We start from the raw sequence: 23,790 nt of genomic DNA, 5'->3' as shown, positions 1-23,790 counted from the left end.
GGACCCCGCGCTGTTCAGTGGCCGCCCGCGCCCGCTGCGTTCTTCGCACCGTCCTTGCTCGGCTTGGTGATCCAGATGAGCGGAATGATCACGACAAAGATCACCGCCGACAGCCAGAACACATCGTTCAGGCCGAGCATCGACGCCTGTGCGCTCAATTGCGTTTCGAAAAAGGCCTGGGCTTTGAAGAGACTCGCGTGCAGCGTCGTCTGAATACCGGCGAGCGCGTGCACGTAGTTCGGGTTGTTCACGCTGGTCTGCTCGGCGAGCTGCGAATGGTGCAGGATTGTCCGGTCGTTCCAGACTGTGCTCATGAGCGACGTACCCGCTGCCCCGGCGAAGATCCGCGCGAAGTTCGACAGGCCCGCGGCCGCCGGGATCTTCTCCGGTGGCAAGCCCGACAGGATGATCGCCGTGAGCGGCGTGAAGAACAGCGCCATCGGGATGCCCTGCAGCAGCGTAGGCAACACGAGGGTGTAGGGGTCGACGTCCGTGGTGTAGAGCGAGCGCATGAAGAACACGCCGGCGAAACCCAGGAACGCGAGCGTCGCCAGCACCCGTACGTCCGATTTCGGCATGATCTTGCCCATCACCGGCGCAAGGAGCACGGCGAAGATGCCGAGCGGCGCGGTCACCATGCCGGCGTCGACGGCCCGGTAGCCGAGGTACTCCTGAATCCACGTCGGCAGGATCACGAGGTTGGCGAAGAAGACCGCGTACGCGACCGATATCGCGATGGTGCCGCCCAGGAAGTTGCGTCCTTTAAACAGACGCAGGTCGACGATCGGCCTGGCCTCGGTCAGCTCCCAGATCAGGAAGAACACGAACCCGACCAGCGCGACGATCGTGAGCGCCCAGATCACCGGTGAATTGAACCAGTCGAGATCCTTGCCCTTGTCGAGCATGACCTGCAGCGCGCCCACCCAGACGATCAGCGAGAGGAGCCCCATCTTGTCGACCGGCAGCTTGCGCGACGGCGTTTCGCTCTTGCGGTAGAGCGCCCAGATCACCGCGGCGGCGAAGAGGCCGACGGGCACGTTGATGTAGAAGATCCACGACCAGTTGTAGTTGTCGGTGATCCAGCCGCCGAGAGCCGGCCCGGCGATCGGTCCGACCGTCGCGGTCATCGCCCACAGCGACAGCGCGCTCGAGCTTTTTTCCCGCGGAAACGAAGCGAGCAGGAGCGATTGCGACAGCGGCACCAGCGGCCCCGCCACCGCGCCCTGGATGATGCGCGCCACGAGCAGCACGGGCAGGTTCGGCGCGAGGCCGCACGCCGCGGACGACACCACGAACAGCAGGATCGCGGCCACGAAGAGCTTCACCTGCCCAACCCGCTGCGTGAGCCAGCCGGTCAGCGGAATCGACACCGCGTTGGCCGCGGAGAACATCGTGATGACCCACGTGCCTTCGTCGACCGACACACCGAGGTCGCCGGAGAGCGTCGGGATCGCGACGTTGGCGATCGACGAGTCCAGCACATTCATGAAGGTGGCGAGCGCCACGGCAAACGTGCCCAGTGCGAACTGCCAGCCAGTCAATGGCGCCGGAGCGCTCGCGTGTTTCGGCGGATTCATGTTGCGTCCTTTAAGGGGTGTGACGGTCGGTTGTCCTGACAACATCGTCACTTATCTGATATGTCAGATATTTAAGCAAAAAAAATGGCCTACCCTTCCAGCAACTTGTTGAGGAGCCTGCACAAGGTTGCGAATTCCAGAGGGGTAAAGCTCGATAGCCGCCGGTTCAACATCGCCGGCGCAATCTCCGCGATCCGCGTGGCGACATCCCGCCCTGCTTCGGTCAGCGTCAGGCTCACCACCCGGCGGTCCACGCTGTTGCGAGCCCGGCGCACGAGACCCTGCCTTTCCAGCCGGTCGAGCATCCGTGTGACGAATCCAGAATCGATGCCAAGCAGCCTGGATAATCCCACCGAGGTGTACGCCCTGTCCCGCGACAGGAGCAGCAGCACGCCGATCTGCGAACTGGTGACGCCGGTGCCCGAGAGCGCCGCGTCCATTTCCGCCGTGAGCAGGTGACGTGCTTTGCTCAACGCAAAGACGATGCTCTGACCGGGCCCAAAAAAGTCGTCGAAGTAGTGATCCATTCCTGATACCTCTGTTTCTGATCCGGAATATATCTGACTTCTCAGATATGTGCAAAGACTTTTTCGGGGTAACCGGACTGGGTCGCGGGCGAGCTGTCACACACCTTAGATATCGCCGCTGCGCTAAAAGCCAGAACGTGCTGGCGGCACGACGCAGGGAATCGGTGCGTCAAGCAAAGAAAGCGATCGCCTGGCCGTTTAGCCTTGGCATGTCGATTACAGGACCCAGGCAGCGTCCGTCGACGAAGTCGAACGCAATGACGGTATCCCGCGCGACGCAGAACAAATATCCCTCAGGGTCGAAGCGCAGACCCCGAGGACGATGAAAGCTCATACTCCGATCCACCCGGAACACGCGAACGAGGCTACCAGTTGAACTGTCGTATTCGCGGACGGTACATACCGCGTCCGGCTTTCCGAAGGGGAACTCGCTGGACACAAGCACATTTCCGTTCGGCCCAATCGTGAGATCCAGTGGACTCACCGCGTCGTCCGTAATGAATCGGGAAGCATGCAGTCCACCGTCCGGGTCGAACACGACGATGTTGTTCTCACCCTCACCGTCTGGACCGATGCCGGAAGCAAGGAAAAGCTTGCCATCCGTGCCGAAGGCGAATCCGCGAGGGTACGGAACCACACCGGCGGGCAGCACGGATTGCGCGGCGCCGTCGAGATCGGGGGGAAACGCGGCAATCGTCCGTTCGCTACGCAATCCTACGTAATAGCGCCCATCGGGCCCAAGGTTGCCGCCTCCGGCATTCAGTCCTTGAACGGAACCCGTGTCGCGTACCACCATCCCGTTGGTGTCGAGTGCAAGGATGCAGTCGTTTCCGCTATTGACATAAAGATACTGCCGATCCGGACTGACGCTCATACCGCGAGGATCGACGATGCGAGGATCGTCACTAAACGACCCAATGAAGGTACCGTCGAGGCGGAATGACAGAAGCGCCCCGTATCCATCGCCGTTCGAACCAGAGGCGCTGGTCACCAGAATGCTCATATAGAGTCCTGCGAGAGAGTTTAGAACCACTCACCCTGCCGTGCCGTAGTAGCCAACGCAGCGACCGGCGCTACGTTAGTGCGGGTCGCTGCGTCGTTCAGGCCGTGGTGCTTGTGTGAAGGGGATCAAGTCCCGGAATCCACGCTTCCGGCGTCTGGATGGTGGGGTGCAGAATTACGCCGCCTGCATTTCAGCATGGAACGGATAGTCGGTGTAACCGCGTGCGTCACCGCCGTAAAAAGTACTCCGGTCGTACCGGTTGAGTGGCAGATTCAACCGCAGGCGCTCGGGCAGATCGGGGTTGGCGATGAAGTGGCGGCCAAACGCCACAATGTCCGCGTGGCCCGCTTCGATGATCGCGTCCGCATCCTCTTTCGTGAAGCCGCCCGCTGCGATTAGCGTGCCGGTGAACTTCGGGCGCAGGTGGCGAGACGCGACCGGATCATGAACTTCGCCGATCGTCTCCGTGCCCTTGATGCGTGGCTCGACCACGTGGAGATAGCCGATGCCGCGCTTGTCCAACTGCTCCGTCACGTAACCGAAGGTGGTTTCCGGATCGCTGTCATGCATCGAGCCATAGGTGCCGCTCGGTGCAATGCGCACGCCGACCCGATCCGCGCCCCACACCGAAATCAGTGCGTCCGTCACTTCGAGGAGAAAGCGGGCGCGATTTTCAATCGGTCCACCGTACTCGTCGGTGCGAGTATTCGAACCGTCCTGGAGAAACTGGTCCGGCAGGTAGCCGTTCGCACCGTGCAGCTCCACACCGTCGAAGCCCGCGCGCAGTGCCCGCTCGGCACCTCTGCGGAAGTCCTCGATAATGGCGGGGATTTCATGCAATTCAAGCGCACGGGGCATCGTGAATTCGACTTCGCCGTTCACCGAATACGCATAGCCGTCGGCTTTCAGCGCAGACGGAGCGACCGGCGCCGCGCCACCAGGCTGAAGATCAGGGTGAGACTGACGGCCAACATGCCACAACTGGAGGAAGATGCGAGCGCCTTTGGCGTGCACGGCATCCGTGATCCGGCGCCATCCCGCAATCTGATCGTCGGAGTAGATTCCCGGGGCCATTGCATAGCCGTAGCCCTGTACCGAAACGGGGGTTGCCTCCGTGACGATAAGACCCCCTTCGGTTGCGCGCTGCGTGTAGTACTCAACCATCAGATCTCCCGGCACGTCGCCGGGCTCCGAACGCATGCGTGTTAATGGCGCCATCGCGACGCGATGGGAAAGCGTGTAAGGGCCGACTTTGACGGCTGAAAACAGCTTGCTCATGAAGTGACTCCTTGCGGATCAGTTAGTACCGGCTTGCGGTACAAGTGCGGTAACACGTTCGATGGCTCTTGCAACTGCGGGGCGAGCCACAACGGCGATTTGCTGTCAGACGAGCGCCTGATAGCGGCTCGCCAAACACAGAGACATCGTCGTTGAATTGAACTCGCCGGGGTAGGCAGCGTGACTGCATAACAGTCATTCTCTTGCGGAATATCGGGCGGACTTCATCCCGGTCGGTGAAAGGCTGACGGCGCAAGAAAAGTCGCTGAGGACAAGAACGCGTTACCGTATGCCTGTGCGGAATGAGTGTTATGCCGGCGCTACGGAAAACAGCGTGGTGCAGTGGTGTATCTTCCGGCAAGCAGGTTTCGTCGCACGTGTTTGACGGTGCGACGCACGAGCCCCAAACATCCGTTCCAGGAGGGACGACCGTGGATCGACTGACAGCGATGGAAACGTTTGTGTGCGTGGTGGATTCCGGTTCTTTTTCGGCGGCAGCGCGGCTGCTGAACGTTGGGCAGCCCGCCGTTTCCAAGTCCATCGCGCAACTCGAAGAGCGGCTCGCAGTTCGACTGCTGCTCCGCTCGACGCGCGGACTGACGCCGACCGAGGCGGGCCACGCATTTTACGAGCGCGCCAAGCGGGCGATCGAAGAGGCCGACGAGGCGGAGTTTGCGGCAAGAGGTTCGGCTGGCGCCCTCTCGGGTCGTCTCAGGATTTCAGCAGCGGTGACTTTTGCGCGGATTCACATCCTTCCGCAACTCCAGACATTTCTTGATCGACACCCTGAACTCAACGTCGACATCGTGCTCGACGATGAGAACATCGATCTGCTGGAACGCGGCATCGACGTTGGACTCAGGATGGGGGTGCTTGGCGACTCGAACATGACTGCGCGCAAGGTGACTAGCGGTCGGCGTTGCGTCATCGGCACGCCAACCTGGTTCGCAAAAGCCGGCGAACCGCGGGTACCTGCGGATCTGCTATCGCATCAGGCGATCGTGTATGAGCAGAGCGGCGGCGGAACCGTGTGGTCGTTCAGGCAAGGCAATTCCGAAACGGCAATTGTCGTCGCCGGGCGCGTCCGCGTGAACGCGGCGGAAGGCGTGCGCGCGGCCGTGCTCGCCGACATGGGCGTCGCGATCGCTTCGGAATGGATGTTCACGCCGGAACTCGCAAGCGGTGCCGTTAAACGCGTGCTGCCCGACTGGGAATTGCCGGGTATCGACCTGTGGGCAGTGTTTCCCAGTGGGCGCATGGTCAGTGCAAAGGCTCGCGCTTTCGTCGCCTGGATTGAGGAGCTATTCGGCCCTCAAACGTGATCTCATATTGCCTCGATGTTGATGTACCCGCTTGCCTGTTCAATCTTTCCCGACGGTTCACGGCCGGGAACGAGGCAGGAACAGAGCAGGACCGAATCAGGATGCCGCAGCGACCTTCTTGCGAAGAACCGGCAACATGTCCTGAGGCTCAGGACGGTGCGTGTAGTCCGGGTTAACTTCCGAGTACAGGATCGTTCCGTCTTGCCCGATCACGTAGCGCGCCGGCATAGGCAACGTCCAACTGTCGTCTCCGTTGAACGCCGGCAGATCGTTTTTGAGGTTCCTGTACAGACCCACGAGATAGTCGGGCAAAGCAAAGCGGATGCCGAATGCGGCGGCCACATCATTGTGCGTGTCGCTCAGGATCGGGAAGTTCAGCTTGTTGGTGCGGACCGATTTGCGGCTGTTCACGGCATTCTGCGGGGAGATCGCAACCAGACTTGCACCTTCGGCCTTGAACGACGGCAGCGCTTCTTCAAGCGCGTTCAGCTCGAGATTGCAATACGGGCACCATACGCCACGGTAGAAGCTGATCACGAGCGGCCCCTGCTTCAGCAGGTCGACAGACGACACGGGTTTGCCCTCCGGATCATTGAGGGTAAATTCCGGCGCTACGTCACCCGCTTTGAGAGCACGTGCGGCCTGACCGGACGCCACGAGTTCGGCCGTCGCGCGTTCCATGATTGGATGGATTTCCGGCGGTGCAAAGTACGGGGCTTTTCCGCCTTTGAAATCGGCCTTGAATGCGTCGAGTTTGGCTTGAAGTGACATGACAATCTCCTTCCTGATGATGTTTAACGCACATTGCGTGGTAGGGATAGTCCGCCAATGCAAACCGACGGAGAAGGCAGCACGATTGCATAACAGTCATTCCTGCTGGGCATAGGAGGCGATGGCTAGACGAACGGCAGCACAACATCAGGCAGCACCAATCAGTACGCCAAATGGAGAGCACTCGATGTGCGCATCACTGGTTACGGGATTGACACGCTCGCAGGGCATTGAAAATCCCCTGGCGGGATTTGCTCGCAATGCTTGAACTGTGTCGCGACTCGTTTGCCTCCCCCACTTTTCGATCATCGCGGCCGGAGAGCAGAGATAAATGACGTATTCCTGTCGGCGCGGCCAAGCCGCTCCCGCGACTGGGGGAGTCTTCGCCGGGATAGCGCGAAGTGGCGGTCGCCATTGAAATGCTCTCCTGGTGGCTCGACGCTGCAGAGTTCGTTTAATCCCGCTAAAGTGTGTCATCTCGTTGCCGGATCGCTGATCCGGTGTGCAGAACGAGTCTGTAAGGGACCGGAGTAAATGCTTTGCATCGGACGGGAGTAAGTACTTTGCATGGGACCGGAGTAAGCACTCAAGCGCTAACTCCCGTCGACAGCTAAAGCGCCAACTCCGGTCAACACAGGGGAATGCACTTGAGAAGTCATTCACTTACCTTGAGTTTTGCTTGCAAAAAGGCTACACGCTCTCGATCGCGACGCGCGATCAAAGGCGGCGTAGCGCTCGCCCTCGTCACGTCCCTTGCGGCGTGCATGGTCGGCCCGGACTATCGCAAGCCCGAGGTCCAGGTCCCGGAAGGGTTCAAGGAAGGTGTCGACTGGCAGCGCGCCGAGGCGAATCCGCAGGCGGCAATCTCAAGCACCTGGTGGCGCATGTATGGCGACGAGAAGCTCGACGGTCTCGTCGAACAGGCGTTGAAGGCAAATCAGTCGATCGCGGCGGCGGAAGCCGCCTATCGCGTCGCGCTCGCGACGGTGGAGAGCAACCAGGCGGGCCTGTTCCCAGTCGTCACGGCAGGCCTCGCCGGCGCGCGTTCCGGTGGCAACGTCCAGGGACTTTCGGCGAGTTCCGGCTCGTCGGCCTCGGCGGGCAACGCCGTGGCTGCTACCGGGACCGTCAGTTGGGAGCTGGACCTGTGGGGACAGATACGGCGGGAGATCGAGGAAGCGAAAGCGAACGCCGAGGCGTCGGATGCGCAGCTTGCCGGTGAGCGCATTTCGATCGCGGCCAGTGTCGCGACCGACTACTTCCAGCTACGCCAGGCCGACTACGACATTCACGCATTGAAGGAGCAGCAGTACATCTACAGCCGCATTCTCGTGATGACGCAGACCGGGTTCAAGGAAGGCGCAGCGTCCGGCGACGATGTGCTCAACGCGCAGGAGAACCTCCAAACGGTGATCGCCGATCTGCAGGCGACCGAAACGACCCGCGAGCAGGACGAGCACGCGATTGCCGTGCTGACCGGCACGCCGCCCGAGTCATTCAGCATCGCCCCCGATCCTGACTACTCCTTCGTTCAACCTGACGTGCCGCCCGCGCTGCCTTCGCAACTCCTTGAGCGGCGCTACGACGTGGTGAGCGCCGAGCGCACGGCGGCGGCGGCCAACGCGACCATCGGCGTCGCCGAAGCTGCATACTTTCCAACCCTTACGCTCTCGGCCGAGGGCGGTTTTGCGCACAACACGTTCGCGCATCTCTTCACGTTGCCGAGCCGCTTCTGGACGCTAGGCCCCGATCTCGCCGCCACGATCTTCGACGGCGGTGAACGTACTGCCGCGGTCCACAAGGCGCGCGCGACCTACGACGAAGACGTCGCGAACTACCGCAATACCGTGCTGACGGCCTTCCAGAGCGTGGAGGACAGCCTGTCATCGATGAATCACCTGCGGGCGCAGGAAAGCGCGTTCGAACAGGTGCTCGACAGCAGCAGCCGGCTGTTCGCGAGCCAACAGGCGCAGTTCAATGCCGGCGCGTCCAGCGAGCAAAACGTGCTGACGCAGCGCCTCACCCTGATCCAGGCGCAGCAGAGCCTGCGCGATACGCAGGCTCTGCTCGCCGAGAGCAACGTGTTACTCGTCAAGAACCTTGGCGGCGGCTGGCAGCGTGATGACGCCAAGGTCGCTTCGGTGCCGGCCGCCGCTTCTTGGCCTGCTTCTTCACCCGCTTCCGAAACTGCTGTACGACCTGCCTCGGCGCAGTCGGCCGACTGACTCAAATGCTGTTCCATAACGGTCTGGAATCCCGCGCAGCACGCGTGTGCAGGCCTTAAGCAAGAACGGAGTTCCCATGACGTCACGTTCTCAGCGCGGCGCGCTGTCGTATCTGTGTCTGATCGTACTCGCCGCCTGCTCGAAACACGCGCCGCCGCCCCCGCCGCCGCAAGTCGCCGTGGTGAAGGCGCAATCGCAAACGGTGCCGCTCGAACGTCAGTTTGTCGGCCGGCTTTCGCCGTACTACAGCGCCAATGTGACGGCGCGCGTGTCGGGCGTGCTGCTGCGGCGCACCTACACGGAAGGCTCGCAGATTCGCGCCGGCCAACTGCTGTTCGAAATCGATCCGGTCTTTTACCGCGCGCAGTTGAATAACGACCTCGCGCTGCTGGCCGAGGATCAGGCCACCTACGTCAACGACCACGTCACCGCCATGCGCAACCGCAAGCTGCTGCCGGTCGGCTCGGTCTCGCAGCAGACGGTCGACAATTCCGATGCCGCCGAACGCAGCGCCGCGGCCAAGGTCAAGGCCGACGAGGCAACCGTCGAAAGCGCACGGGTTTCGCTCAACTACACGCGCGTGACGGCACCGATCAGCGGTATCGCCGGACAGCAACAGGTGACCGCGGGCGCGGTGGTCGGCACCAGCACGTCCGACACGGGTGGCAGCGGCACGCTGCTGACGACGGTCCAGCAGATCGATCCGATGTACGTGAACTTCACGATCAGTTCAGCCGATCTGGCGACGCTGCAGCAGTCCCAAAGCAACGGCTCGATAGAGCTGCAGCAACAGAACCAGACCACGGTGCGGATCGGGCTGCCCAATCGTACGTCGTACGGCACCGCAGGCACCCTCGATTACTCCGACGTGACGGTGAATGCCGCGACCGGCTCGATCAATATGCGTGCGCTCGTCGCGAACCCGCAGCGGCGTCTGTTGCCGGGCATGTATGTGACGCTGACCGTTAATTTCGGCCAGCAGAACAATGTATTCCTGATTCCACAGCAGGCAGTGCAGCGCGACACGGTTGGTGCATACGTGTTTGTGGTCGGCGCGGACGGCAAGGTGACGCGCAAGGACGTCGAGGCGACCAATAGCCTTGGCAACAACTGGGTCGTCACGCACGGGCTGGCAGACGGTGACCAGATCATCGCGACAGGCGTACAGATGGTGCGGGAAGGTGCGCCGGTGAAGACCGTCGCGTGGCAGCCGCCTGCGCCGGCGTCGGGGGCGGCTGCGGATTTCGCTGCGACCACGACACCTGCTGTGTCAAGCCCGGCGTCGTCGTCGGTTCCCGCGGCGGCGCAGGCTTCCGCAGCATCATCGGCTTCGGCCGGCATGACGCAGTAGGAGACCGCTCATGCCGAGTTTTTTCATTAACCGCCCCGTCTTCGCGTGGGTCATCGCGATCCTGATCTCGCTGTTCGGCATCATCTCGGTGCACAGCATGGGGATCGATTCGTACCCGGACATCGCTCCACCGGAAGTGACCGTCACCGCGCAGTATCCGGGAGCGAGCGCCCAGACGATGGAATCGACGGTGACCCAGGTGATCGAACAGCAGCTTACTGGCATCGACAATCTGCTGTATTTCAGTTCGAACTCCAGCTCGAATGGCCAGACGCAGATCACCCTCACCTTCGCGACCGGCACCAACCCGGACATTGCCCAGGTGCAGGTGCAGAACAAAGTCACGCTCGCCGAGCCTCTGCTGCCTTCGCAGGTCACCCAGCAAGGGGTGGTTGTGGCGAAGGCGAGCCCGGACATCCTGATGTTCGTCGCGCTGCAGTCAGATAATCCCGCGATCGATGCCGGGCGGCTCTCCGATATTCTCGCCTCACAGATCCAGCCCAACATCGGCCGTGTAAACGGAGTCGGCAATACCACGCTGCTTGGCTCGGAGTACGCGGTGCGCATCTGGCTCGACCCCGACAAGCTGCAGAGCTACGGGCTGTCCACGACCCAGGTGCTCAATGCCGTGAGCTCCCAGAATGCGCAGTTCGCAGCCGGTTCGCTGGGCGCGGATCCGGCCGTGAAAGGGCAGGTGTTTACGGCGAACGTGACGGGCGACAGCCTGTTTTCGTCGCTCAAGCAGTTCCAGGACATCATTATCGTGGCGAACAGCAACGGCACCACGGTCAAGCTCTCCGACGTGGCGCGTATTTCGTTCGGCTCGCAGACGTACGGCTTCGCGCCGGTCTATAACGGCAAGGCAGCCGGGGGGCTGGCGGTTTTCCTGCTGCCGGGTGCGAATGCGCTCGCGGTCGAGAAGGCCGTCAAAGCCGAGATGGCGACGCTGGCGCGGGATTTGCCGGAAGGCGTCACGTGGAGCGTGCCATACGACACCACGCCGTTTATCACCGCGTCGATCGTCGACGTGATCCGCACGCTCGTCGAGGCGATCGTGCTGGTGTTTTTCGTGATGCTGATCTTCCTGCAGAATCTGCGGGCCACGATCATTCCGACGCTCGTGATTCCGGTGGCGCTGCTCGGGACCTTCATCGGCCTGTCGGCGCTGCACTACACGCTCAACCAGTTGACGCTGTTCGGCATGGTGCTGGCGATCGGCATTGTGGTTGACGACGCGATCGTCGTGATCGAAAACGTCGAACGCATCATGACCGAAGAGCATCTGGAGCCACGAGCGGCGACACGCAAGGCAATGGGCCAGATCACCGGTGCCATTGTCGCGATCACGGTGGTGCTATCCGCCGTGTTCATCCCGTCCGCGCTGCAGCCGGGCGCGACCGGCATCATCTACGCGCAGTTCGCACTGACGATCGCGGTGTCGATGGGATTCTCCGCATTCCTCGCGCTGTCGTTCACGCCTTCGCTGTGCGCGGCGATCCTGAGGCCCGAACACCCGGACAAGAAGAGCGCGATCTACCGCTGGTTCAACCGCACTTTCGACTGGACGTCGAAAAAGTATCTCGGCCATGCCGGCAGCGCCGTGCACCATGCGCCGCGCTGGATGATCGTGTTTGTGCTCGTCGTCGTGCTGACCGGTTTCCTGTATACGAAACTGCCGACCAGCTTTGTGCCTGACGAGGACCAGGGCTTTGTGCTCGCCCTCATCAATCTGCCGCCCGGCTCGACGCTGCAACGCACTGATCACGTGATGGCCGAGGTACGCGACAAACTCGAACACAGTGAGGTCGGCAAGGAAATCGTGGGCATTTTCCAGCCGGAAGGCTTCAGCTTTGTCGGCACGAGCGAAAACGTCGGCATGTCGTTCATCAAGCTGGCGGACTGGAAACAGCGCCATGACACCGCGATGACGCTGATTCCGAAGATCAACCAGATCCTTCATAGCATTCCCGACGCGCAGATCTTCGCGGTGAATCTGCCGACCATCCGCGGTCTCAGCCAGTTCGGCGGCATCGATATGTATCTGCAGGCGCGTGCCGGCCAGTCGCGCGCCGAGCTTGGCCAGGCCACGGCCACGCTGCTTGCGAGCGCCTCGAAGAGCCCTGTGCTATTCGGGATCCGGCCGAACTCACTGCCGAGCGCGCCGCAACTGGACGTCGCGGTGGACCGGACTCAGGCTGAAGCGATGGGCCTGTCACTGACCGATGTCTACGACACGCTTGAGATGGAGCTCGCGCCGTTCTACGTCAACCAGTTCACTTACGGCGGGCGCGTGAAGCGTGTCTATATCCAGGCGGACGCGCCGTACCGGATGGGGCTCGATGCGCTCCAGCACCTGTATACGCCGAGCCTGTTCACGAACAGTGGCAGCACGAGCACGTCCGCGAGCCAGTCGTCATCGAATAGTGCGAGCGCATTGAACGGCTTCGCGACACCCGTCGACCCGTCGCCCGCGAACACGTCGATCAGCCCTTACAACATGGTGCCGCTCTCTAGCGTCGTGAATGCCAAATGGAGCTTCGGGCCGACCGTGCTACCGCGCTACAACGGCTACTCGGCGATCGAGGTTGTCGGCAACTCCGCGGCGGGCTATTCGACCGGTCAGGCGATCGATGTGCTGCAGAACATCGTGGACCACCAGTTGCCGGTGGGTTTCGCGGCGGACTGGACCGGGCAGTCGTTCCAGGAATTGCTGTCGGGCTCATCGGCGGTGACGCTGCTGATGCTGTCGATCCTGGTGGTGTTCCTGTGTCTCGCCGCGCTGTATGAAAGCTGGTCGATCCCGGCTGCGGTGCTGCTGGTTGTGCCGCTCGGCATGCTCGGCATGCTGGCATTCTGCCTTTCGTTCGGTGTACCGAACGACATATACTTCAAGATTGGTCTCGTGACCGTGATCGGTCTCGCGGCGAAAAACGCGATCCTGATTGTCGAGTTCGCAGTGGAGGGTCAGCAACGCGGCATGACACTGCGCGACGCCGTCCTGACCGCAGCCCGGCTGAGACTGCGTCCGATCCTGATGACCTCAATGGCCTTTATTCTCGGCGTGTTCCCGCTCGTTATCTCATCGGGTGCAGGCGCCGCTTCGCGTCACGAAATTGGCACCGGCGTGATCGGCGGCATGCTGTTCGCCACCTTCTTCGGTTTGCTGCTGATTCCGGTGTTCTATGTGGTTGTACGGCGGCTGCTGGGCGATGAGCTCGACGAGGTGTCGCACAAAATGCGCCATCGCGACGGTGACGACGGAGGCGGCCATGGCGAGCACGACGGTGGCACACCGGGCGGTGGCGGCGATCATGACGGCGGTGGGGCGGGTGGCGGGGGCGCAAGTTCTGCGGGAGAAGGCACGCCGGCCTAGCGAACCGGCGCGCGCCAGATACGGCGATGTCTGCATCGGCATGCTACGGCATTCGCCTTCGCTGCGGCGGGGAAGCGAGGATGTGCATTCGCTCAGTTACGGGACGAACGGACTCCGATCTTCTTTGTCGCGTCATCGGCCTTATGCGACGCTTTCCATAAGACCGATGATCGGGCCCTCGCCGTCCGACTATGAAGGTCCGTTCTCTGCGTCAAGCTGCCGCTAGAATGGCCCGACGACGACAACTGGCCGGCAGCACTCGATTGGAGCCAGCATGATCAGGCCGGATCGAAGTAATGAGTCTCAAGCAGGACGCAGCCTTTCTCCGACTTGAACGGGCCGTGGTAAGCGCCAGGCGGCCGAACCGCGTAGGTGTAGCCCTTGAACGGCGTGCCGCCGTGACCATTCTCGTCGTTGCCAACCGTCAGGTCGCCTTCCACGAGAAACACCTCTTCCCAGTAGTCATGGACGAACGGCTTCTTCGTGAAGAGCCCGCCCGGCAGGCGCAGCAGACGCGTGCGGCTGCCCGTTTTATTGACGGTATCGAGCGAGCCGGCGAGGATTAGTTCCTGCGCGCCGGAAGCCGGATCGTAGCCTTCGGGCAACTGCCAGCCCTGCTCCATGTCCAGCGTGCGAAACTCGTCGTGAAGTTTGTTGATTGCCATACTGCTCTCCTGTGTGAATTGGAATCGGGGTGAAATTCGGAATCAGGCGGCCTGCAACGTCGCCAGCTCCGCGCCGAGCGAATAGGTCGACAACAGGTCGTCGACGAGACCGGTGGCACGAGGCCAGTCGTAGGTACGGAATGCGTGGCCCTTCGTCACGAACGAAGCGCCCGCATAGAACAGTTCGTATTGGTTGTGACGCGAGGCGAACTCGGAGCCCACGGCGTCCCATGCGAGCTTGAAGAACTTGACGCGTTCCTCCGGGCTGCAGACAGGCGACTTCTGGGTTTTTTCGATGATTCGGAGGAGGTCGGGGTTCTCGAAATCTCGAATGCTCGATGGCAGCATGATCATTCCGCCCCCGGCAAGTTCGCGCAGCGTGTTGAGCACCTTCGAATACAGTTGCTGGGTCACCACCTGCGAGCCGTACAGCATGTTGCGGTCCGGCACGTAGTAGCCGTTTTCAACACGGCCCTTCGCCTCCATGCCGTACACCCAGGCTTCCACCATCGACGCTTCAGAGGCGAGTTGACCCAACGTTTCACGGACTTGCGGAAAACTGTTGGTTCCGGTGACTTCCGTGATCTTCAGCGCGAGACCGACGAGGAAGCGCAACTTGACCATCAGGCGCACCTGGCATTGGTAGTTCTGGTAGCTGTGGGCGGGCGTCGCATGGAATTGCTTCGCGCACATTGCCACGTCGCCGGCTACAAAAATGCGCTCCCACGGCACCTTGACGTCATCGAAATAAAGCACTGCATCGTTTTCGTCGTATCGGCTCGACAGCGGATTGTCGAAGACCGAAGGCGAGTTCTCCTCGTACGATTTGCGTGACATCACCTTCATGCCTTTGGCATTCATGGGCACCGCGAATGACAGCGCATACATCTCGTCGCCCTGGCGTAACGGCTGGATGCAACTGCAGAACACCTCGTTCGCCATGATGCCGCTGGTGGCAAGCATCTTCGCGCCACGCACCGTAATACCTTCCGCGTCCTGATCGACGATGCCGACTGCAAGGTATTTGTCCTCCTGCTCGTGCGCCGCTTTAGCTTGATTGGCCTGAGGATTGACGATCACATAGCTGAGAAAGAGATCGTTGTCGCGTGCGTACTTGTAGTAATCGCGCAAGGCACCGGCGCGCGCCGGATCGTACTGCTCGAACACGTCGATGCCCATGTACATGCCCGAGATGCATGACGCGACATGGTCCGGCGAACGGCCCATGAAGCCGTAGTGAAGCTCCGTCCATGCTTCAAGGGCGGTTCTCCGCTCCACCAGTTCGACATAAGAGGTCGGCAATTGCCAGATCTTGCTGACTCGTCGCCCCGTGTCGGGCGACTCAAAGGTCATTTTTTCAACGTTCTCCGGGCGCGCCTGGAAGTCGTACAGATTGGCGTAGCTGCGAATGGAATTGCGGAACGCGGGATGCGACGTCACGTCGCCGACGGCCTGACCGTTGATATAGACCTGTCGTCCGTCGCGCAGCGACGCGATATGTTGGGTGCCGTTCTTGATCATGATGTTCTCCGGAAATTAGGTCAGATGTGCGCTCAGGCAGAAGGCTGGTGAGCACCGTTGAGCGTGTGGTATCGGCCGCCAAAAAAGACGAGCGGACGTCCTTCCGACCGGGATTGATGTTTCTTGACGCGACCGATAAAGATGACGTGGTCTCCCCCGTCGTGTTGCGCATACGGTTCGCATTCGAAAGTGGCGAGCGCGTTGGGGAGCAGGACGACATCGGCGCGCTCGCTCGAGACGCAGGGCATGCCGCCCCACTTGTCGCTATTCGCCTTGGCGAATCGATTCGACACTTCCTGCTGAGCTTCATCGAGCACATTCACCGCGTAGGTACCCACGGCGCTCAGGTCGGGCAAGCTCTGGTTGCGCCGGTCAACGGAGAAGAGAATCAAAGGCGGATCGAGTGAAACGGAGTTGAATGACGCGACCGTGATGCCGATCGGTGGTCCATTCTTTCTCGGCGCCGTGATCACGGCCACCCCTGTCGCAAACATCGACAACGCCGTCCGGAACTGACGCTGCGCGTCCGGGTTGCCGCTCGAGCTCACAGTGCTTTCTCCCATCTCGCCCTCCTTGCAGCGCACCGCCGGCAAGGCGATGCTACAATTCATCACACAAAGCGTTGTTTATTAGCTTTGTTACTTAGCTTTTATTAAATGTCTTTCAACAAAGCTAAGCAAGCTATCGTAAACCCCGATTTGAAGCCGGCAGGGAAGCGACGACCCTACTCGGCGGATGGATGTTGACGAGAAATCGGTCGACTCCACGCTAAACTGCGGTCGCTGCATCTGCCGGCCTTCGCTCGATGTGAAGAGACCGGGCTCTCTGGAGTAGGAACAATGCAAACCAAACAGTCATCTCGTCCGATTTATATGGACTACAGCGCAACGACGCCGGTTGATCCAAGGGTCGTCGCCACCATGCTTCCGTTTCTGAACGAGAGCTTTGGCAACCCTGCGTCGCGCAGCCACAGTTACGGATGGGAAGCAGACGACGCCGTGGAAACGGCTCGCGCACACGTCGCCGGACTTCTCGGGGCCGACCCGCGGGAGATCGTCTGGACCTCCGGCGCGACCGAAGGCAACAATCTGGCGATCAAGGGCGCGGCCAATTTCTATAAGGGAAAAGGCCGGCATATCGTGACGGTGAAGACCGAGCACAAGGCGGTACTTGACACGTGTCGCGAGCTGGAACGGCAGGGTTTCGAAGTGACTTACCTGGACGTCCAGCAGGACGGCCTGCTAGACCTGAGCGCACTGCAACAAGCAATGCGCTCCGATACGATTCTCGTTTCCGTCATGATGGTCAACAACGAGACTGGTGTCGTGCAACCGATTGCCGAGATCGGTGCCATGTGCCGCGCGAAAGGCATCGTCTTTCATTGCGACGCCGTGCAGGCGGCCGGCAAGATCACCATTGATGTCAATGCACTGAATGTGGACCTTCTGACCGTCACGGCCCACAAGGTGTATGGCCCGAAAGGCGTGGGAGCCCTGTATGTGCGCCGCAAACCGCGCGTGCGGATCGAAGCACAGATGCATGGCGGCGGCCATGAGCGGGGAATGCGCTCGGGAACGCTGCCCACCCATCAGATCGTCGGCATGGGTGAAGCGTTTCGAATCGCGAAGGAAGAAATGGTGTCCGAGAGCCGCCGCATCGGGGCCTTGCGCAATCGACTGCTGGAAGGCCTGACGCAGATGAAGGAGGTTTACGTCAACGGCGACATGACGCAGCGCATTCCGCATAACCTCAACGTCAGCTTCAATTTCGTGGAAGGTGAATCCTTGATCATGGGGATCAAGGGCGTCGCGGTGTCCTCAGGATCGGCGTGCACGTCGGCGTCGCTCGAACCCTCGTATGTCTTGCGAGCGCTCGGCCGTAGCGACGAGCTGGCGCATAGCTCGATTCGCTTCACGTTAGGACGGTTCACGACGGAGGAAGAAGTGGACGAGGTGATTCGCCAGGTGCAAGGCACCGTGGCGAAACTGCGTGCGCTGAGTCCGCTTTGGGATATGCACCTTGAAGGAATCGACATCAGCACGATCCAATGGGCTGCGCACTAACACCAGGACACGTGAAGGGACTTGCCGATCGGCGCCTTCACGTCAGGCAGCGGCGGGCGAATCGCTTAACGCTTCTCCTGCCGCGCGATCAGGTGCGACAGATCGAGCGTGGCGCGATCGCCGTTGGCAACCAGACGATCCACCACCGAACAAAGCACCTTGAACTCCGTTTTGGTCACCCCTTCAAACAGAACGTCGTTGATGTGCTGCTGCTTCGTGGCAAGCTCCTTGAGCAGTTTCGATCCTGCGGATGTCACGGTCAGCCGCATCTTGCGCTTGTCGTCGGGGTGGGATCGTTTGTCGATCAATCCCAGTTTTTTAAGTTTTCCGGTTTCGATCGTAATGAACGCTCCGCTCAAATGCAGATGGTCCGCCAGCTGATTGACGGTGACGACGTCCTCGTGCGAGAGCTGGGCGATCGCGATAAGCAACGAATACTGGATTCCCGTGAGGCCGATTAGCGTGCCGAAGCCATCACGAACCGACAGTAGCCGGGCTGCAAACGGCAGCAACCCGTTGACAAGATGCCGAAACTCCGCGTCCATGCCATCGACCAGACAGGCAGGGTTTGTTACGGTCAGAACGACCTCCTCTTGATGCTTGGCCATGACCTCTCCACTCCAGATACTGCACGTACCTTTACCTTTGAAAGGTAATTATACTTCAAAGGTGAGTGGACTCCGTGCAGGCTACGCACCCGCCACCTCGCTCACTTCGACCCGAGATTAACCATGAACACTGCCCCGCCCTCTTCGTCCGCCCAGTCCCTTCTCGAATGCTACCTTCGCGCCAAGGACCTGAACCACCCGGAGTTGATATCCGAGTGCTTCTCGCCCGATGCCGAGTTGAGCTTTTCGATTGCAACCGACGATATCGATTTTCCCCGGCGCGTTGTCGGCGCGCCGGCGATCGCCAAAACACTGGTGGCTGACTTCGGAGAACGCTTCGAGCGGTGCCGGACCTACTATGTCTGCGCGGAACCGCAGGTGGATGAAGATGGAGCCTGTGTCATGCCATGGCTTGTCGTGATGCGGCAGAAGGACGGCGGGTCGCTGCGGATCGGAAAGGGTGTGTATCAATGGCGCTTCGGACAGGAGGCGGACGGCGCAAATGCCATCACCAGACTGCACATTCATATTGAACGCATGGACGCCGTCCCCGATCCAGACGCGGCAAAGTTAAACGCGCTGCAGGGATCCTTGCCGTATCCGTGGCTGCCACCCGTCGCACTGCAGGACGGCATCGCAAGCTTTATCGCAACGTGTTCGGACGCTGCATTCGCCGTAACGTTCCAACAACCCGCCGCGCTCGACGGGACGTCGCAAGAACCGGAATGCGACAGAGAATAGGCTGCCCTGATAGACAGGGCAGCCGGACTTTCTTAAGCCTGAGTCGCCGACAACGCCGCATTCAACGTCTTGCTCGGGCGCATCACCGCGTCCAGCTTGTCGCTGTCGGGCATGTAGTAACCGCCAATGTCCACCGGCTGGCCTTGCACGGCCGAAAATTCGGCCACGATGGCCTGCTCGTTCTCAGTGAGCTGCTTCGCTAACGGCGCAAAATGCGCGGCAAGCGCGGCGTCTTCGGTTTGCGCAGCCAGCCCCTGGGCCCAGTACATGGCGAGATAAAACTGACTGCCGCGATTGTCCAGTTGTCCTGTCTTGGGCGACGGGTTCTTGTTGTTTTCCAGTAGCTTGCCGGTGGCGGCATCCAGCGTCTTTGCCAGTATTTTGGCCTTCGCATTGCCGGTCTTGATGCCCAGTTCTTCCAGCGACACCGCCAGTGCCAGGAATTCACCCAGGGAATCCCAGCGCAGGTGGTTTTCTTCCACCAGTTGCTTGACGTGCTTGGGAGCCGAGCCGCCCGCCCCGGTTTCGTACATGCCGCCGCCGGCCATCAGCGGCACGATGGACAGCATTTTGGCGCTGGTGCCGAGCTCCATGATGGGGAACAGATCGGTCAGGTAGTCGCGCAGGATATTGCCCGTGACCGAGATGGTGTCCAGTCCGCGAATGACGCGCTCCAGCGTGTAACGCATGGCTCGCACCTGCGACATGATCTGAATGTCCAGGCCCGCGGTGTCGTGGTCCTTGAGGTAGGTCTCGACCTTCTTGATCACCTCGGCCTCGTGCGGGCGGTACGGGTCCAGCCAGAAGATGGCCGGCATGCCGGAGTTGCGGGCGCGGGTGACCGCCAGTTTGACCCAGTCGCGGATCGCCGCGTCCTTGACCTGGCACATGCGCCAGATGTCACCTTCTTCGACGTTCTGCACGAGCAGCACTTCGCCTGTATCGATATCGACGATACGGGCTTCGCCCGCTTCGGGCACTTCAAAAGTCTTGTCGTGCGAGCCGTATTCCTCGGCCTGCTGGGCCATCAGCCCGACATTGGGGACCGTGCCCATGGTGACGGGATCGAAGTTGCCATTGGTTTTGCAGAAGTTGATGATCTCCTGATAGATGCGGGCAAACGTGCTTTCCGGGATCACCGCTTTGGTGTCCTTCGGACGACCGTCGGCGCCCCACATCTTGCCGCCGATGCGGATCATGGCCGGCATCGAGGCGTCCACGATCACGTCGTTGGGTGCGTGCAGGTTGGAGATACCCTTAGCCGAGTCCACCATCGCCAGTTCGGGGCGATGCTCATGGCAGGCGTGCAAATCGCGGATGATTTCTTCGCGCTTCGAGGTGGGCAGGCTTTCCAGCTTGTCGTACAGGTTGACGAGGCCGTTGTTGACGTTCACACCCAGTTCGTCAAACAGCTTGCCGTGCTTCTCGAAGGCTTCCTTGTAGAAAATCTTCACCGCGTGGCCAAAGACGATGGGGTGCGAGACCTTCATCATCGTGGCCTTGACGTGTAGCGACAGCATCACGCCGGTCTTGCGGGCGTCTTCCATCTGTTCTTCGTAGAAGTCGCACAGCGCCTTCTTGCTCATGAACATGCTGTCGATGATCTCGCCGGCCAGCAGCGACACCTTGGGCTTGAGCACAATGGCCTTACCGCTTTGGGTAACCAGTTCCATCTTCACGTCACGGGCGTGGTCTACGGTCATGGACTTTTCGCCATGGTAAAAATCGCCATGCTTCATGTGGGCCACGTGGGTACGCGAAGCCATACTCCAATCGCCCATGCTGTGCGGGTTCTTGCGAGCGTAATTCTTCACAGCTGCAGGTGCGCGGCGATCCGAGTTGCCCTCGCGCAGCACGGGATTGACGGCACTGCCCAGGCACCGGGAGTAGCGCTGACGAATGGCCTTCTCGGCTTCGGTCTTCGGTTCCTCAGGGAAATCCGGCACCTTGTAGCCCTTCCCCTGCAGCTCCTTGATCGCACCGACCAGTTGATGCACCGAGGCGCTAATGTTGGGCAGTTTGATGATGTTGGTATCGGGCAGCAAGGTCAGGCGACCGAGTTCGGCCAGGTTGTCAGGCACCCGTTGTGCCTCGGTCAGAAATTCTGGAAATTCGCCCAGGATGCGGCCGGCCACTGAGATGTCGCTCGCCGTGACCTGGATTCCTGCCGACGCGGTGAACGTGCGGATGATGGGCAGGAAGGCGCTCGTTGCCAGCAGCGGAGCCTCGTCGGTCAGGGTGTAGATGATGGTAGGTTGCTGGGTAGCCATTCATTGCCTCAAGAACGTGAAGTGGGTTAGCGAACTGCATCAAAGACCGGCATCAATGCTGGAATTTTGCCTGACTTCGCGCATCAGCGGAGCTGAACCGCACGCTCTTTTTACATTACGCCTGCATTGCAATTGCAGAATGGAGGATCCGCTTACAAGAGAACCTTTCTATATCTGGATCGTGTCACTGTGACGTTCCGGACCATCACGTACCCATTGTTCTACCCATACTTCGCTGCGAAGCCCCGGGGGCATTCACATTGGCGCCGCCGAGACCCGCCACATGCCATGCACCAGATAAGCACAGACGCAGCCCCTGTGACCTTGCGCCTGGATACGAGCGTTCTCGCGTCAACCGGGAACCCCTGACATCTGATGACGGCAACCTATTGTGCGACCACCCGAAATACGGCCACCACAGAACGCAGGCGCCCTGCCTGTTCGTCGAGCGACGCCGCAGCCGCAGCCGCCTGCTCGACCAGCGCAGCATTCTGTTGCGTCACTTCATCCATCTGCGACACCGCCCGGCTGACCTGCTCAATGCCAGTGCTCTGCTCTTCCGACGCGGAGGAAATCTCACCCATGATGTCGGTTACCCCGCGAATCGACTGCTCGATCTCGGCCATCCGGCCACCGGCTACTTCGACCAGCCGGGTGCCTCCGCTGACATTCGCCACCGACGCCTGGATCAGGCTCTTGATATCTTTCGCGGCTGAGGCGCTGCGTTGCGCAAGGGCGCGGACCTCGCCTGCCACGACAGCAAAACCGCGCCCCTCCTCGCCTGCCCGCGCTGCTTCGACAGCGGCGTTGAGCGCAAGGATGTTGGTTTGAAAGGCAATGGCTTCGATAACCGAGGTGATCTCGGCGATCTTTTTTGACTCGCTCTCGATCTGCTTCATCGTTCCGACCACTTCCTGCACCGCGGAACCCCCACGCGCCGTGGCCTCGGTCGCGGCATTGGCGAGGCCGTTTGCCTGTCTTGCATTGTCCGCGTTCTGCTTAACCGTCGCCGTAATCTGCTCCATGCTGGCGGCCGTTTCCTGCAACGACGCCGCCTGCTCCTCAGTGCGTTGGGACAAATCGAGGTTGCCTTGCGCGATTTCACCTGAACCGGTCGCGATCGAATGACTCGCCGACTGAATCTCGGACACGATGGCCGCGAGCTCTGACTTCATGTCGTTCAGCACGCATAGCAGGCTGCCCGGTAACGCCCGCCCCACTTCAATCTCGATGGCCAGATTGCCGCCCGCGATTTGCGTGGCGATATGGGCCGCGTAGGCAGGCTCCCCGCCGAGCGCCCTCTTCACACCGCGCGTCACGACCCAGGCGATCGCGCCAACCGCGGTGAAGATGACGGCTGCAATGGAACCCAGAACGATGACGAGCTTGATGAACGCTGCGTTGATGTCGTCATAGAAAAATCCGGTGCCGATCCACCAATCCCAATCGGGTATCGCAACCACGCCTTGCAACTTCGGCTCCGGGTCCGCATCCGGCGTGCGCTTCACGAGTACGTCGACAAGCGCAATATGCGAAGCCGCCATGCCCTCACGGTAAGCGTCGCTGTCGGTCAATCCTGCCGTGGTTTTATTGCCCTTGGCCCGGGTCCCGATGAACCGGGCATTCGGGTGGACCAGATTCACGCCATCGGCCGTGGTGACCCAGTAGTAGCTCTTCGTGTCCGCGTTGAGCTGGGAGAGGACGTCTTTGGCTGCCTGTTGGGCCTGGTCGCGCGTCAGCACGCCACGCGACTGTAGGTCGCGGTAGTGATTGACAAGATGCTCGGCTTTCGTCAGAAGAATAACGATCTGCTCCCGCCGACTGTCGACGAGCGAACTGCGTACAGTCTGAACGGCGGTTGCCGCAACGAGTACTACGCCGAACAAGGCCGCGAAGACCAGAGCCAGCAACTTGGTGGACAACTTCATGTAAACGCCCCAATTTGTTAACTATCTGGTACATTTAACGGCATTCGCGACTTGCTTCTTCAAGCATCCTGACCCAGGATAAACCCTCGGTTATCTGCACTTCTGTGACAAGAGGCACGACTCGAAACGACTCTGTCAAGTTGACGGGAGTAGGTTGCCGCTCCGGCTCACGCGTAGTTATCCTTATTAAATGACGTTGACAGCTACGGTAGCAATAGTCCGACCATCGCATACCGAAAGCGAATTGCGGTGGCGGAGTAACGCTACGCCGCCACCATCCTGCCCGGTTAGAACCGGTGAATGATACCCACGCCGGCAGCAAACTGGCTGCGTGACGAGGACGGCGCGCTGTTCTGGCCGTCGCCGATATCGGCGGTTGCGTTGATGATGCTCTTGCCGTTCGTCCCAAGCGTCTGGCCACCCGCACGCTGATAGGCTTCCAGTGCGTACAGGCCGGTGCGCTTGGAGAGACTGTAGTACTGCGAGAGGTTGAACTGCTGATAGCTGGCCGCGCTCGTAATGCCGTTCGACTCAGTTGCGCGCGTGTAGCTATAGCCAGCAGCCAGA

At 60.7% G+C, this 23,790-nt stretch carries 17 protein-coding genes and 1 pseudogene; 6 read left to right on the top strand and 12 right to left on the bottom strand.

Annotated elements, in window-relative coordinates; all coding sequences use genetic code 11:
- Window positions 1-14: 14 nt before the first annotated feature.
- The 4 genes from PQQ96_RS14540 to PQQ96_RS14525 form a co-directional block, all read right to left on the bottom strand.
- Window positions 15-1,577, bottom strand: a complete 1,563-nt coding sequence (locus PQQ96_RS14540; RefSeq protein WP_408292714.1) for a DHA2 family efflux MFS transporter permease subunit — start codon at window positions 1,575-1,577, stop codon at window positions 15-17.
- An 89-nt stretch (window positions 1,578-1,666) separates the two neighbouring features.
- On the bottom strand, window positions 1,667-2,104 hold the full coding sequence (locus PQQ96_RS14535; protein WP_408292712.1) for a MarR family winged helix-turn-helix transcriptional regulator: 438 nt from the start codon (window positions 2,102-2,104) through the stop codon (window positions 1,667-1,669).
- Between the two features lie 169 nt (window positions 2,105-2,273).
- A complete protein-coding gene (locus tag PQQ96_RS14530; protein WP_408292710.1) occupies window positions 2,274-3,107 on the bottom strand; it encodes a hypothetical protein in 834 nt (277 codons plus the stop codon).
- A gap of 174 nt (window positions 3,108-3,281) precedes the next feature.
- Window positions 3,282-4,385, bottom strand: a complete 1,104-nt coding sequence (locus PQQ96_RS14525; protein ID WP_408292708.1) for an alkene reductase — start codon at window positions 4,383-4,385, stop codon at window positions 3,282-3,284.
- 431 nt (window positions 4,386-4,816) lie between these two features.
- On the opposite strand from PQQ96_RS14525, the gene PQQ96_RS14520 reads away from it, so the two are divergent.
- A complete protein-coding gene (locus PQQ96_RS14520; RefSeq protein ID WP_408292706.1) occupies window positions 4,817-5,707 on the top strand; it encodes a LysR family transcriptional regulator in 891 nt (296 codons plus the stop codon).
- 96 nt (window positions 5,708-5,803) lie between these two features.
- Here the strand turns inward: PQQ96_RS14520 and PQQ96_RS14515 are convergent, their stop codons facing one another.
- Window positions 5,804-6,478: a peroxiredoxin-like family protein gene (locus PQQ96_RS14515; protein ID WP_408292704.1), complete on the bottom strand. Its 675-nt coding sequence runs from the start codon at window positions 6,476-6,478 to the stop codon at window positions 5,804-5,806.
- A 641-nt stretch (window positions 6,479-7,119) separates the two neighbouring features.
- Here PQQ96_RS14515 and PQQ96_RS14510 point away from each other — a divergent pair.
- The 3 genes from PQQ96_RS14510 to PQQ96_RS14500 all read left to right on the top strand — a co-directional run bounded on the left by PQQ96_RS14510 (window position 7,120) and on the right by PQQ96_RS14500 (window position 13,427).
- Complete coding sequence (locus tag PQQ96_RS14510) at window positions 7,120-8,703, top strand: efflux transporter outer membrane subunit (protein WP_408292702.1); 1,584 nt, start codon at window positions 7,120-7,122, stop codon at window positions 8,701-8,703.
- A gap of 76 nt (window positions 8,704-8,779) precedes the next feature.
- A complete protein-coding gene (locus tag PQQ96_RS14505; protein ID WP_408292700.1) occupies window positions 8,780-10,054 on the top strand; it encodes an efflux RND transporter periplasmic adaptor subunit in 1,275 nt (424 codons plus the stop codon).
- Between the two features lie 10 nt (window positions 10,055-10,064).
- The gene (locus PQQ96_RS14500; RefSeq protein ID WP_408292698.1) at window positions 10,065-13,427 is read left to right on the top strand and encodes an efflux RND transporter permease subunit; all 3,363 of its coding nucleotides are present in this window, start codon (window positions 10,065-10,067) and stop codon (window positions 13,425-13,427) included.
- A gap of 278 nt (window positions 13,428-13,705) precedes the next feature.
- On the opposite strand, the gene PQQ96_RS14495 is transcribed toward PQQ96_RS14500, so the two are convergent.
- From PQQ96_RS14495 to PQQ96_RS14485, 3 genes are read right to left on the bottom strand one after another with little or no spacing between them, the layout of a single operon-like run.
- Complete coding sequence (locus PQQ96_RS14495; RefSeq protein ID WP_408292696.1) at window positions 13,706-14,092, bottom strand: cupin; 387 nt, start codon at window positions 14,090-14,092, stop codon at window positions 13,706-13,708.
- A 42-nt stretch (window positions 14,093-14,134) separates the two neighbouring features.
- Window positions 14,135-15,613: a 4-hydroxyphenylacetate 3-hydroxylase family protein gene (locus PQQ96_RS14490; protein WP_408292695.1), complete on the bottom strand. Its 1,479-nt coding sequence runs from the start codon at window positions 15,611-15,613 to the stop codon at window positions 14,135-14,137.
- A 32-nt stretch (window positions 15,614-15,645) separates the two neighbouring features.
- Window positions 15,646-16,176 carry a flavin reductase family protein gene (locus PQQ96_RS14485; RefSeq protein ID WP_408292693.1) on the bottom strand — a complete coding sequence of 177 codons (531 nt, stop codon included), beginning with the start codon at window positions 16,174-16,176 and terminating at the stop codon, window positions 15,646-15,648.
- Window positions 16,177-16,452: 276 nt separating this feature from the next.
- Between PQQ96_RS14485 and PQQ96_RS14480 the strand changes: the two genes are divergently transcribed.
- Window positions 16,453-17,676, top strand: a complete 1,224-nt coding sequence (locus PQQ96_RS14480) for an IscS subfamily cysteine desulfurase (protein ID WP_408292691.1) — start codon at window positions 16,453-16,455, stop codon at window positions 17,674-17,676.
- A gap of 65 nt (window positions 17,677-17,741) precedes the next feature.
- On the opposite strand, the gene PQQ96_RS14475 is transcribed toward PQQ96_RS14480, so the two are convergent.
- A complete protein-coding gene (locus PQQ96_RS14475) occupies window positions 17,742-18,284 on the bottom strand; it encodes a MarR family winged helix-turn-helix transcriptional regulator (protein ID WP_408292689.1) in 543 nt (180 codons plus the stop codon).
- Window positions 18,285-18,407: 123 nt separating this feature from the next.
- Between PQQ96_RS14475 and PQQ96_RS14470 the strand changes: the two genes are divergently transcribed.
- Complete coding sequence (locus PQQ96_RS14470) at window positions 18,408-19,025, top strand: nuclear transport factor 2 family protein (RefSeq protein ID WP_408292687.1); 618 nt, start codon at window positions 18,408-18,410, stop codon at window positions 19,023-19,025.
- Between the two features lie 32 nt (window positions 19,026-19,057).
- Here the strand turns inward: PQQ96_RS14470 and PQQ96_RS14465 are convergent, their stop codons facing one another.
- From PQQ96_RS14465 to PQQ96_RS14455, 3 genes and pseudogenes are all read right to left on the bottom strand, one after another.
- Complete coding sequence (locus tag PQQ96_RS14465) at window positions 19,058-21,295, bottom strand: NADP-dependent isocitrate dehydrogenase (protein WP_408292685.1); 2,238 nt, start codon at window positions 21,293-21,295, stop codon at window positions 19,058-19,060.
- Between the two features lie 386 nt (window positions 21,296-21,681).
- The gene (locus PQQ96_RS14460) at window positions 21,682-23,223 is read right to left on the bottom strand and encodes a methyl-accepting chemotaxis protein (RefSeq protein WP_408292683.1); all 1,542 of its coding nucleotides are present in this window, start codon (window positions 23,221-23,223) and stop codon (window positions 21,682-21,684) included.
- Window positions 23,224-23,510: 287 nt separating this feature from the next.
- Window positions 23,511-23,790, bottom strand: a pseudogene (locus tag PQQ96_RS14455) (porin); the annotation flags it as partial.

This window comes from Paraburkholderia sediminicola (assembly GCF_046027825.1).
Taxonomy (GTDB): domain Bacteria; phylum Pseudomonadota; class Gammaproteobacteria; order Burkholderiales; family Burkholderiaceae; genus Paraburkholderia; species Paraburkholderia sediminicola_D.
This window is presented reverse-complemented; position numbering and strand designations above follow the sequence as displayed.

Excerpts from the sequence above, each read along its gene's own strand:
- PQQ96_RS14540 (WP_408292714.1), bottom strand. The coding sequence starts at position 1,577 with ATGAATCCGCCGAAACACGCGAGCGCTCCGGCGCCATTGACTGGCTGG.
- PQQ96_RS14535 (WP_408292712.1), bottom strand. The coding sequence starts at position 2,104 with ATGGATCACTACTTCGACGACTTTTTTGGGCCCGGTCAGAGCATCGTC.
- PQQ96_RS14530 (WP_408292710.1), bottom strand. The coding sequence starts at position 3,107 with ATGAGCATTCTGGTGACCAGCGCCTCTGGTTCGAACGGCGATGGATAC.
- PQQ96_RS14525 (WP_408292708.1), bottom strand. The coding sequence starts at position 4,385 with ATGAGCAAGCTGTTTTCAGCCGTCAAAGTCGGCCCTTACACGCTTTCC.
- PQQ96_RS14515 (WP_408292704.1), bottom strand. The coding sequence starts at position 6,478 with ATGTCACTTCAAGCCAAACTCGACGCATTCAAGGCCGATTTCAAAGGC.
- PQQ96_RS14510 (WP_408292702.1), top strand. The coding sequence starts at position 7,120 with ATGCACTTGAGAAGTCATTCACTTACCTTGAGTTTTGCTTGCAAAAAG.
- PQQ96_RS14505 (WP_408292700.1), top strand. The coding sequence starts at position 8,780 with ATGACGTCACGTTCTCAGCGCGGCGCGCTGTCGTATCTGTGTCTGATC.
- PQQ96_RS14500 (WP_408292698.1), top strand. The coding sequence starts at position 10,065 with ATGCCGAGTTTTTTCATTAACCGCCCCGTCTTCGCGTGGGTCATCGCG.
- PQQ96_RS14495 (WP_408292696.1), bottom strand. The coding sequence starts at position 14,092 with ATGGCAATCAACAAACTTCACGACGAGTTTCGCACGCTGGACATGGAG.
- PQQ96_RS14490 (WP_408292695.1), bottom strand. The coding sequence starts at position 15,613 with ATGATCAAGAACGGCACCCAACATATCGCGTCGCTGCGCGACGGACGA.
- PQQ96_RS14485 (WP_408292693.1), bottom strand. The coding sequence starts at position 16,176 with ATGGGAGAAAGCACTGTGAGCTCGAGCGGCAACCCGGACGCGCAGCGT.
- PQQ96_RS14480 (WP_408292691.1), top strand. The coding sequence starts at position 16,453 with ATGCAAACCAAACAGTCATCTCGTCCGATTTATATGGACTACAGCGCA.
- PQQ96_RS14475 (WP_408292689.1), bottom strand. The coding sequence starts at position 18,284 with ATGGCCAAGCATCAAGAGGAGGTCGTTCTGACCGTAACAAACCCTGCC.
- PQQ96_RS14470 (WP_408292687.1), top strand. The coding sequence starts at position 18,408 with ATGAACACTGCCCCGCCCTCTTCGTCCGCCCAGTCCCTTCTCGAATGC.
- PQQ96_RS14465 (WP_408292685.1), bottom strand. The coding sequence starts at position 21,295 with ATGGCTACCCAGCAACCTACCATCATCTACACCCTGACCGACGAGGCT.
- PQQ96_RS14460 (WP_408292683.1), bottom strand. The coding sequence starts at position 23,223 with ATGAAGTTGTCCACCAAGTTGCTGGCTCTGGTCTTCGCGGCCTTGTTC.